We start from the raw sequence: 2,144 nt of genomic DNA, 5'->3' as shown, positions 1-2,144 counted from the left end.
GCCATCTCGGGGTCATTCTGCCCATGTTGGGCAGGAGGTCGAGGTCCATTACCGTTGGCACCCGTATTTCGGACATCGGCTTCGCTGCGAGAACAGCGAAGAGCGCGCCAACGGCCGGATCATTCATCTCGTCGTCGCGCCCGGGCATGTCATTACCGCTCCGGCCTGGATGATCGATCCCGTGGCTTGCGCGGCGATGGACCTGGGCTCCCCGCGCGTATCGCTTGCCGCGCTGCTTGAGCTTCACAAGCTCTTGATCGAACGCCGTTTCCGGCGAGGCTGTCCGGATGGTTTCACCATCGCGGAGGCGCAACATGAGAACCCTGCCACCACCGACACGATCTCTCGTGGTCGTTCGCCAACTCAGCTTGCCGCTCGACTCGCAGAAGCTGAACGGGCTGAGTTCAGCGCAACGGACCATAGTGATCGTCCGGCTCGCCAACGTATTGATGGCCGCCGCCGGCGTGGCAACGGAGGAGGAGAGCTGCGATGACGAGCGGTAATCTGATTCCGACTGCCGTCCTCAAGCGCAAGGCTGTCGTCTATGTGCGTCAGTCCACTCAGGCGCAGGTCCAGCTCAACCTTGAGAGCCAACGTCGGCAATATGAGCTTGTCGACGTCGCGCGGCGCTGGGGATTCCGCAAAGTAGAGGTGATCGACGAGGATCTGGGACGAACCGCAAGCGGGGCTGTGGAGCGTCCCGGTTTCGAGCGCCTGGTCGACGATCTGTGCACCGGCCATGTGGGCGCCGTGCTTTGCCTGGAGGCGTCCCGCCTGTCGCGCAACGGGCCGGACTGGCATCGGCTGCTCGAGTTGTGCGGCGAAGTTGATGCACGCGTGATCGATCTGGACGGAGTCTACGATCCGGGATTGCCGAACGACCGCCTGCTGCTCGGTATGAAGGGCAGCATCAGCGAGTTCGAGCTCGGCGTGCTGCGTGCCCGCATGTACGAGGCCGCCCGCGCCAAGGCACAGCGCGGGGAACTGCGCATCTCCGTGCCTTTCGGCTATGTCTGGCACCGCGATTACGGTCTCGGGTTCGATCCCGACATGCGCCTGCAGGAGACCATTCGCCTGATATTCGCGCGCTTCCGCGAACTCGGCAGTGCGCGCCAGGTCCTGATCTCGATGATCGACGATGACGTGCATTTCCCCAGACCCTCCGACGGCAAGAAGATGGTGTCCTTCGACTGGGTTCCGATCCGCTACCGCAACGTGATCTCGATCCTGAAGAACCCATTCTACGCCGGCGCCTATGTCTATGGTAAGAGCGAGAAGCGTACTGAGATCGTCGATGGCCGCGTTCGCAAGAGCTATGGCCATTACAAGCCGGCTAGCGAGTGGGCGGTGGTGCTCAACGACCATCACGAAGGCTACATCGGATGGAGCGAGTACGAACGGAACCAGGAACTGCTCGCGGCCAACGCTTATGGCAAAGCCGGCGGCGTCAAGTCGGGCCGCGGCGGTCGCGCACTGCTCCCCGGTCTCATCTCCTGTGGTCGATGCGGGCGAAGACTGGTTGTCATGTATGCCGGACGCGGCCAAGGTTATCCGGTATATCGCTGCGAGCGCGGCAACCTCATGATGGCCCAGGCGCGATGCATGTCGTTCAACGGCTTTCGCACCGACGCGGCGGTGACCCGCGAAGCGCTGGAGGCGGTTGCGCCGATGGCGATCGAAGCGGCGTTGGAGGCTGAACGGATGCAGCTGGAGAGCGAAGCCAAGCGGCGGCAGATGATCGAGATGGACCTGCAGCAGGCGCGCTATGAGGCATCGCTCGCCGAGCGCCGCTATGCCGCTTGCGACCCGGAGAACCGGCTTATTGCGGCCCAGCTCGAGAGGAGTTGGGAAGCCACGCTCAGGCGCGTGGAGACCTGCGAGGCCCGGCTGAGCGAAGTCCAGCGTGTGGAGCCTGTCGACGCGGTTCCGGACTTCACGGGCCTCGCCCAGAATCTCGAGGCCACCTGGAACGCGCCGGGTGTCGACATGCGCTGTCGTCAGCAACTGCTGCGCGCGCTCATCAAGGACATCGTGGCGGATGTCGATGACGATGCGCGCGACGTGATCTTGACCATCCACTGGCACGGAGGCCAGCACTCGCAGGTACGGGTTCGCAAGCCCAAATCCGGAGAGCATGGCCAGCG

At 63.6% G+C, this 2,144-nt stretch carries 2 protein-coding genes; both read left to right on the top strand.

The window, feature by feature from the left end; translation table 11 throughout:
- Positions 1-493 (top strand): hypothetical protein (locus NKH49_RS34585; protein WP_352930151.1); only part of this gene is annotated, 493 nt, incomplete at its 5' end.
- Positions 490-2,144: recombinase family protein (locus tag NKH49_RS34580; RefSeq protein WP_352930148.1), on the top strand; the 1,655-nt coding region annotated here is incomplete at its 3' end. The genes NKH49_RS34585 and NKH49_RS34580, both read left to right, overlap by 4 nt.

This window comes from Mesorhizobium sp. M1088 (assembly GCF_040318575.1).
Taxonomy (GTDB): Bacteria; Pseudomonadota; Alphaproteobacteria; order Rhizobiales; family Rhizobiaceae; genus Mesorhizobium.
Note: the sequence above shows the minus strand (reverse complement) of the source record. Positions and strands in the feature narration are given on the sequence as shown.